Origin of the sequence: uncultured Capnocytophaga sp. (assembly GCF_938029845.1) — a bacterium.
GTDB lineage: Bacteria > Bacteroidota > Bacteroidia > Flavobacteriales > Flavobacteriaceae > Capnocytophaga.
The window spans coordinates 1-8277 of the sequence record NZ_CALHGG010000015.1 but is presented as its reverse complement, the minus strand read 5'-3'; the positions used below and the strand labels follow the sequence as shown (position 1 = coordinate 8277).

Genomic DNA, 8277 nt, shown 5'->3' with positions numbered 1-8277 from the left:
ATGCGAGATTTTACAAAAATCTCGCATTTTTTTCTTCTAATAATTGGAGAAAATGAGGAGAACGGACAAAGTTTTGTTTCTTTTGATTGACGTTGATAACCTCCAAGAACCCCATATTGACCAAGGCTTTTAGGTCGGTACGGGCGGTGTAGTTGGATACCTGAAAGCGATGTTCTACTTCCTTGATGGTAAGGATACGTTCAGGTTCGTCGTAGAAGAGCTTCAATAGCTCAGCCATACGTTCATTGACCCCTGAGATTTTTAGCAGATGTGCCACTTGGTAGGCTTCCTTTTGCTTCATCTGGAGGTACTGCCTGAGGGCTTCGTAAGCCTTGTGTAGTACTTTGAATTGATAGGAAAGAAAATAGGTAAGGTCATGGTCATCTGCTTCTGTATAGAGATAGGCTTTTTCATATTGTCCTTTGCTCTGCTTAATCATACGGGAAATAGAAAGGTATTCCGTTAGCCAATACCCTTCCTTGAGCAGATACCAGTAGAAAACAGCACGAGCAGTACGGCCATTACCATCTACGAACGGATGTATAAAACCTATCATAAAGTGTAGGATACAGGCCTTGATGAGAGGGTGGATAAAAGGATGCGTGTTGGTGTTGAAAAAAGTACACAATTCTCCTATAAGGTTAGGAATTTCAGTATATTCAGGAGGAGTATGTACAATTTCATTGTTAGAAAAATTCACTACATGTATCTCGTTGTTTTGGCGAAAAGCCCCCTCTTCTGCGGGGTTATCAAGAGTTTTATGGGTGATAAGTTGATGAATATATAGTAAGGTCTCTTCAGAAAGGGGCTGGAGGGAATGAGCCACCAGATGTTGCATGGTGGTGTAGTTGTTCAGAATCATCTGTTCGGACTTATCTTTGGGTTTTTTCCCTTGCTGAATCATCTCTTTAGCCTTTTTTCGGGTGGTGTTGGCGCCCTCTATTTGGCTACTGGCGATGGCCTCTTCCATAAGGGAGCTGACCATGAATTTTACCTTATCCATCTGTGGTATGTCTATAGAATTAGAGAGATTTCCACTTAGTTGTGTATCAAACAGATATAGGGTTTCTTGGATAAAATCAGTTAAGACAAAAGTAAAGCTATAGTCTCCAAAGGAAATCTTTCGTGCATTGAGTTTTCTATGTAGCTTAATGGCCTGCCACAGCAGGGGAGTGGTGACTTCCTTAGCCTTGTACTTTATTTTGTCCCAATAGAGATAATCGTTTTGTATATCAGAGAGTTGCTTTGTATCGACTAAGGTTTCCAGTAGAGAGACTACCTCAGGGGTAGCGGTAAAAGGAGGTGGTGTTTCTATCATAGTCTAAAGTTTGACAAGTGCAAAGATAATAAAAAATGCGAGATTTTACAAAAATCTCGCATTTTTTATTTAAAAAGGTTGGGCAAATCATAAGCCGGATTCTGTGCTTCCCTAGGGGGAAGTGCTTATCATTTATCTGGATGGGCTGTTGCCAGACCATTCTAACCGCCTACCCTCCGACATTGAGCGAGCCACTCTTAGTTATCGGTTTACTTGGCGTTGCACCCTATAGAGTTTACCTGATTTCACTACAGCCGAACTGTACTTGCTTTCTGTTGCACTGGTCCTCGCCTTACGACGGACGGGCGTTACCCGCTATAGCGCTCTGTGGTGTCCGGACTTTCCTCTACCCGAGGGTAGCGATAAGCTGATTTACCCAAACTTTATTAAGTGAAAGCTATGCACTTTTCATGTTTTATCTTACACTATCAAAAGTATTTCCCTGATTGATGTCACCTGTATTGTAGCCTTTCATAAACCATTCAACTCGTTGTTTGGAGGTGCCATGAGTAAAAGAATCGGGAACAACTTGACCTTGCATGCGCTTTTGGATAGCATCGTCGCCCACGGCATTGGCCGCACTTACCGCTTCTTCAATATCGTCGGCATCGAGATACTGCTTGTCATAGTGTGCCCATACTCCCGCATAGAAATCGGCTTGGAGTTCTAGTGCTACTGAGAGCTTGTTAGCTTCCTTTTGGCTGAGTCCCTGTTGGGCTTGGCGTACTTTTTTAGAGGTACCTAAGAGTGTTTGGATATGGTGTCCTACCTCATGTGCCATCACATAAGCAATAGCAAAGTCACCCCCTTTGGCGCCAAAGCGTGTGCGAAGCTCCTCGAAGAAACTCATGTCCATATACAGCTTATGATCACCAGGGCAATAGAATGGTCCTACGGCACTGCTGGCGTTTCCACAGGCAGTTTGTACCGCATCGGTGAAAAGAACTAAGGTAGGTTTCTGATAAGTACCTAAGTTGTTTTCTGCAAATATTTTCTCCCAAACATCCTCAGTATCAGCCAATACGGTAGCTGTAAAGGCTTTGATTTCCTTTTGTTCTTCGGTAAGATCGGCCTCATTGGCCACTTGGGTTGTTTGTCCTGCTTGGTTGAACTGTTCCAAGAGGGGAGCTACAGCTTGTCCTGTTTCTCCTCCAAAGAGTTGGAGTAGGACAATTACAATTCCTATTAGACCGCCACCAGCGGCTACTTTTCCTGTGGTACTCACCCCACGGCGGTCTTCCACGTTGTCACTTTGTCGTCTTCCTTGCCACTTCATAATAGTATTTTTTGGGGGCAAAGATAAGGATAATTTGTCAATTAGCCAATCAACTAATAGACTAATTGGCGCCCTAATTTTCTAAGAAAAATATTTGTAAATGATAAAAAAAGATTGTATCTTTGTCCGAATTTTTTATTAGCAAAAGGAATGAGCGAACAATTAGACCCAAACAAATATTCAGCAGATAATATTCAGTCCTTAGAGGGAATGGAGCACGTACGTGTGCGTCCTTCCATGTATATAGGCGATGTAGGGGTGAGAGGTTTACACCACTTAGTGTATGAGGTGTTGGACAACTCTATAGATGAGGCACTTGCTGGATATTGTGACACCATATCCGTATTTATCAATCCTGATAACTCGGTAACGGTGGAGGATAACGGGCGTGGAATCCCTGTGGATATACACAAAAAAGAAGGTGTTTCCGCCCTTGAGGTGGTAATGACCAAAATAGGGGCTGGAGGAAAGTTTGACAAAGGCTCCTACAAGGTATCTGGAGGTTTGCATGGGGTAGGGGTTTCCGTAGTGAATGCCCTATCTACACACTTGACAGCTACTGTATATCGTGATGGAAAGATATGGGAACAAGAATATGAGCGTGGGGTAGCCCTCTATCAAGTAAAGGAAAAAGGAACTACAGATAAGCGTGGTACTAAGGTGACTTTCTTGCCTGATACCGAGATATTCCAACAGACAATAGAGTTCAATTACGATATTTTAGCCAATCGTATTCGTGAATTGGCTTTCCTAAACAAGGGTATTCGTATCACTCTTACAGACTTTCGCAATAAGAACGAAAAAGGAGAGCCTGTTAGCCAATCGTTCTATTCAGAAAAGGGTTTGGAAGAGTTTATCCAATACTTGGATGGCAATCGTACGCCAATCATCAAAAAAATCATTTCTATGGAAGGGGAAAAGAATGATATCCCTGTAGAAGTAGCTATGATCTATAATGATTCCTTCAATGAAAACCTTCATTCGTATGTCAATAATATCAATACACACGAGGGGGGTACTCACTTGCAAGGATTTCGTATGGGGCTTACTCGTACGCTGAAGAACTATGCTGATAAGTCGGGTCTGCTAGAGAAAGCTAGCAAGGACAAGAAGAATCCTTTGGAAATATCAGGGGATGACTTTCGCGAAGGGCTCACCGCGATTATCTCAGTTAAGGTGGCAGAACCTCAGTTTGAGGGACAAACCAAAACTAAGCTAGGTAACCGAGAAGTAACGGCTGCTGTTTCCCAAGCGGTTTCCGATATGCTTGAGAGCTATTTGGAAGAAAACCCTGAAGATGCCAAAACGATTGTCAATAAGGTGATTTTAGCGGCTCAAGCTCGCTTAGCAGCTAAGAAAGCACGTGAGGCAGTACAGCGAAAATCCCCTATGGGAGGAGCAGGCTTGCCTAACAAATTGGCAGATTGCCAAGATAGAAATCCTGCTAACTGTGAGCTTTTCTTAGTCGAAGGGGATTCAGCAGGGGGTACTGCTAAGCAAGGACGTGACCAGAAATTCCAAGCGATTCTACCACTAAGAGGTAAGATCCTTAACGTGGAGAAAGCAATGCAGCATAGAGTGTTTGAGAATGAGGAGATTAAGAATATCTATACTGCCCTAGGGGTAACCATAGGAACCGAAGAGGATTCTAAAGCGCTTAATATAAGTAAACTAAGATACCACAAAGTAATTATCATGAGTGATGCCGATGTGGATGGTTCGCACATCGCTACACTGATTCTTACTTTCTTCTTCCGCTATATGCGTGAGCTGATAGAGGAAGGACATGTGTATATAGCTACTCCTCCACTTTACCTGCTTAAACAAGGGAAGAAAGAACAATATGCTTGGTCAGATGAAGAACGTGATGCCCTTACTAAAGAGTTCTACGAACAAGCACAAACTAAGGTAACGGTACAGCGCTACAAAGGTTTGGGAGAGATGAATGCTGATCAGTTGGCTGATACCACTATGAACCCAGCTCACCGTACCCTAAGAAAGGTAAATATAGAAAATGCTGTAGAAGCCGATAGAATCTTCTCTATGCTCATGGGTGATGATGTACCACCTCGCCGTGAGTTCATTGAGAAAAATGCCAAGTATGCCAATATAGATGCTTAATATACCTATTAACCAACTCATACCTCAGCGTGCCCCTATAATTATGGTGGATACGCTATGGGAATACAGCCCTACCACAGCCGTGGTAGGGCTTACTGTCTTAGAAGACAATATATTTGTTCATGAAGGTAGCCTTTCCGCCTCTGGCCTTATAGAACATATGGCACAAAGCACCGCCCTACATAAGGGGTACGGCTACTATCTTAATCATCAGCCGGCTCCTATGGGCTATATAGGTGCTATCAAGCATATAGAAATATACAAGCTCCCACCTGTGGGAGCTCATATAAAAACGTCTATAACAATTGTTCAAGAGTTTATGGATGTTACTTTGGTTAGTATGGAAACCTACCTAGAGGATATATGTATTGCCCAAGGAGAGATGAAAACCGTCTTGGCCAAATAATTACTCTCTCCCTATGAATTTCGGATCACTTAGGGTCTTCATAAAGGCTATGAGAGCTTCTTTTTCTTCTTCAGTAAGGGGGATTCTCCTGCCATTATTCTTCAGCATAGGGTCTAAATTTGGGTAATCCTTTACACCACTATCAAAATAATCCAATACTTCTTTCAGGGTAGCGAATTGTCCAAAACTCCCATAAGGGGCCGTATATTCTACATTGCGTAAGGAGGGTACCCGAAAACGATATAGGTCGTCTTCACTGCCTGTAACACGACCACGCCCTGCTTCCTCTACAGTATCAGGGTGCTCAGGAAAGCCAATATTTCTAAAAGATTCATCAGTTTGTAAGACTCCCTTATGACAAGAGGCACATTTGGCTTCAAAAAGGGTATATCCTTGTTGTTCCAAAGGGGTGAAAGTTGCTGTATGGTCTCGAGTAACATGGTCATACTTGCTATTGGCTGAGATCAGAGTATACATGAATTGGGCAATACTTTCCAGTATCCGATCCGAGGTGATATGGCTATCTCCGTAAGCTTTGGTAAAGGCTTGTTTGTAGCTCTCATCTTCTTTGAGCTTTTCAATGGCTTCTAGCAGAGAGGAATCCATTTCTTCATGGGTTACAATAGGAGTTACGGGTTGTTCCTTAAGATCAACCACTGCTCCGTCCCACATATATTGGGTTAGGAAAGCCATGTTCTGTATAGCAGGGGTATTGCGTAGTCCTATTCTGCCAGCAACACCGATAGCACGAGCATTCCTATCAGCATAAGCTTGTCCGCGGATATGGCAGGTCGCACAAGAGATAGAGTTATCCCGACTTAGGCGTACCTCATGGAAGAGTTTGTCACCTAAAGCTACTCCATATTGAGTAGGGTAAGCCGTCTCTATAAGAGGATTTAGAGGAGGAAAATTGGTAGGAATAGCAAGCGGAAGCCTTGGATTGGCTATTTGTAGAGTTTCTTCGGTGTTGTTTTTGTTGCATGAATATAAAAGGGGAAGTAAAAGAGAGATAATTAGTATGTTTTTCATAGATAATAATGTAAAATAGATTTTTAAAAAGCCTGTACTTTCAATGGATGGATTTCAAGTACAGGCTCTAATCAATTTAGTATGAAAGCAATTATTCTACGCTAAGTACAGAGAACATACCTGCTTTGTCTAAGGCAGAGCTTTCTGAATTGTCAAAGCCTTCTTGAGCTTTCTGAGGATCATTGATGTCCTTTACAATAATTTTCTTACCTTCAAGGTCTTGGTTACCTCCTATGTTATTAACGAAAGGGAACATATTATTAAGGCTATGCACTACTGGGATTTTTCCATTTAGGGAGATTTTGTTAGTACCATTGATGAGCTTATCAAAATCAGCCTTGATAGTTACCTTAGCGGTAGCTCCGCCCTTAACAGAGAGGTTTTTAGGGAAGTCTAAGGAAACAAAGCGGAAAGCATCTCTATCAATATTAAGAGTTTCATTTTCAATTCCTTTTACTTTTTTGTCTTCACCTATGACCTTAGTCCCTTTGAAAGCACTACCTATATGGATAGAGAGTTCTCCATTTGTGATAGCAGGGAGGGCTTCTCCTTTTTTGTTTTTACCAGGGGTAGGATTGGAGTACCAGCCTTCGAGTTTTACAAAGCGGTAGCCATTAGCCCATTCCCAGTGCATGATTCCCGAATGCTTAAATTCTCCTGTAAGACGGTAGAAGTTAGGAAATTTGTCTTGGAGCTTAAGGTTATTAAGTTCTTTTTTTACACCCAAGCCAAATTCTATACCTTTGTACTCTCCTTCTGGAATACCACTAAGCACAGGAGTCAAGGAAGCTGTTTTAGCTTGGTTGATTAGGAAACCACCTTTGTCCAAATCTTCAGTATGATAAGGTACTTTAGTACCATCGGCTTTCACAAGCACTACATTGGTAATCACATATTTTACTTCTGAAAATTTAAGTGTTTGTCCATTAGAGGTGTAGGCTTTTGCAGCACTAGCACTAGCTCCTAAGGCAAGTTTTTCTGTTCCTACATAATTGTCAAATTGTAAGGAGACCTTTGCAGGAGTTGAATCGTTATTATCGTCTTTTTTACTACATGAAGAGAGTGCGGCCACAGTAGTGATAGCCATGAGGAGTGTTTTGAATTTTCTCATTTTTATTAGTATTTAAATTATAATATTTAATGAAATAAATATATTAAATCTGTGATTGAATTTTAGAAAAGTAATTAAGAATTATTCTCTACAATAAGCTCTTCTAAGTCTTTCCATTCTTCAGAGCTATCAATATAGGTTTGTTTTTTCCCTTTAGGAACATATATTTTCAAAGGAGGATTCTCTACTTTTCTTTTTAAAGAACTATAATCAATAGTAGGAGGGGTGGAACCTTTAAAAACTATTTTCTCTAACTTTTCACACCATGCAACCACATCAGTATCTAATGTTTTGAGAGCAGCAGGGAAAATGATTTCTTTGATAAGCGTTTGTTCAAAGGCGTTAAAACCAACAGATTGAACTCCTTCAGGAATCGTAATTTTAGCAAGAGATTTGCATCCATAGAAGAATGTATTTGGGATTTCAGTAAGCCCCTTAGGAAGCTGTACTTCTGCTAACTTTGTACAATCCCCAAAAGCACCTCTTCCAATGCTTGTAACTGTATCGGGAATGGATACTGATTTTAGATTGGAACAATCCATAAAAACTTGATCAGCTATAGAGGTAAGCGCTTTAGGAAGAACAACTAGTTCAATATTTTTATTTCCTGAAAAGGCTTCTTCTCCTATATTTGTAACTCCTTTGAGAGCTTCTATAATATTCATATCCAAACTTTTTGTATGAGCTCCTTTCCATTTGATTAGGGTTTTCTTGTCTTGACTTAGTTCATAATCTTGAGGAGTTACTTTGGAAAATATAGAAATTTCTAAAGAAGCAGATTTCTTAGCAAGAACATCTGTGATTTCTACAGAGATTTTTCCTTCAGTAATAGCCTTAATAACAATCTCTTTTTTATCAGAGGAAATGGAAGTTTGAGCTACTTTCTTGCTCTCTTCTGATTGAGTAAGTGTATATTCTCCATTTCCAGAAGTAATAGTTATTTTCTGTTGAGAATCTTTAGTGAGAGATACCCTATTTTGAGACAGAGAGAAATCATTTAAAGGCTGGATTGGGTC

General features: G+C 40.8%; 7 protein-coding genes and 1 other RNA gene. 2 read left to right on the top strand and 6 right to left on the bottom strand.

Features of this window, described 5'->3' with window-relative positions:
* Positions 1-10: 10 nt before the first annotated feature.
* From Q0625_RS01045 to Q0625_RS01035, 3 genes are all read right to left on the bottom strand, one after another.
* Entirely contained in the window at positions 11-1318 is a 1308-nt protein-coding gene (locus Q0625_RS01045) for a Fic family protein (protein ID WP_298823055.1), read from the bottom strand.
* 75 nt (positions 1319-1393) lie between these two features.
* Positions 1394-1697: RNase P RNA component class A (rnpB, locus tag Q0625_RS01040), an RNA gene on the bottom strand.
* Positions 1698-1733: 36 nt separating this feature from the next.
* On the bottom strand, positions 1734-2594 hold the full coding sequence (locus tag Q0625_RS01035; RefSeq protein WP_298823054.1) for a neutral zinc metallopeptidase: 861 nt from the start codon (positions 2592-2594) through the stop codon (positions 1734-1736).
* A 150-nt stretch (positions 2595-2744) separates the two neighbouring features.
* On the opposite strand from Q0625_RS01035, the gene gyrB reads away from it, so the two are divergent.
* A complete protein-coding gene (gene gyrB, locus Q0625_RS01030; RefSeq protein ID WP_298823053.1) occupies positions 2745-4715 on the top strand; it encodes a DNA topoisomerase (ATP-hydrolyzing) subunit B in 1971 nt (656 codons plus the stop codon).
* Positions 4708-5121 (top strand): hypothetical protein, encoded by a 414-nt coding sequence (locus Q0625_RS01025; RefSeq protein WP_298823052.1) that lies wholly within the window; start codon positions 4708-4710, stop codon positions 5119-5121. Before gyrB ends, Q0625_RS01025 begins: the two co-directional genes overlap by 8 nt.
* Here Q0625_RS01025 and Q0625_RS01020 read toward each other — a convergent pair whose 3' ends face one another.
* The 3 genes from Q0625_RS01020 to Q0625_RS01010 all read right to left on the bottom strand — a co-directional run.
* Positions 5122-6150, bottom strand: a complete 1029-nt coding sequence (locus Q0625_RS01020; protein WP_298823051.1) for a cytochrome c peroxidase — start codon at positions 6148-6150, stop codon at positions 5122-5124. It abuts the gene before it with no gap.
* A 91-nt stretch (positions 6151-6241) separates the two neighbouring features.
* Positions 6242-7261 carry an MbnP family protein gene (locus Q0625_RS01015; RefSeq protein WP_298823050.1) on the bottom strand — a complete coding sequence of 340 codons (1020 nt, stop codon included), beginning with the start codon at positions 7259-7261 and terminating at the stop codon, positions 6242-6244.
* Between the two features lie 74 nt (positions 7262-7335).
* Positions 7336-8277 (bottom strand): leucine-rich repeat domain-containing protein (locus Q0625_RS01010; protein WP_298823048.1); only part of this gene is annotated, 942 nt, incomplete at its 5' end.